The organism is Vibrio sp. 2134-1 (assembly GCF_033339495.1).
The window spans coordinates 1-500 of sequence record NZ_JAWOUS010001041.1 but is presented as its reverse complement, the minus strand read 5'-3'; the positions used below and the strand labels follow the sequence as shown (position 1 = coordinate 500).

Here is a 500-nt window from a genome sequence, read left to right as displayed (position 1 = left end):
AATGATTTTTTGGAACAAAACTTGGTCCATTAAGCCAGAGCAAGAGTAGGTCAGTAGCGTGCCACCAGGTTTTAAAATTTGCATCGCCAACATATTGATGTCTTTGTAACCACGACATGCGCCATTTAGTTGCGCTTTGCTTTCTGCAAACTTAGGTGGATCCATGATAACCACATCAAACTGAGTACCTTGGTCACGGTATTCACGAAGCAGTTTAAATACATCTGCGTTTAAGAAAACAGCGCGCTTTTTCGAGATATCAAACTCGTTCAGTTCTGCATTGTATTTTGCTGTGTCCAATGCTGGCTGAGATACATCCGCATTAATTACGCGTTTTGCGCCGCCTTTCAGTGCGTAAAGACCAAAGCCACCCGTGTAAGAGAAGCAGTTCAGTACTTCTTTATCTTTAACGTACTTCATCACTTGTTGACGACTGTCACGCTGGTCTAGGTAGAAGCCTGTTTTATGTCCACCTACAATGTCGACACTGATTTTCACGC

The 500-nt window shown here is 43.0% G+C and carries 1 protein-coding gene; it reads right to left on the bottom strand.

The window, feature by feature from the left end; all coding sequences use genetic code 11:
* On the bottom strand, nucleotides 1-500 hold a 500-nt coding region (locus tag R7R78_RS29935; protein WP_318119966.1), incomplete at both ends, for a class I SAM-dependent rRNA methyltransferase.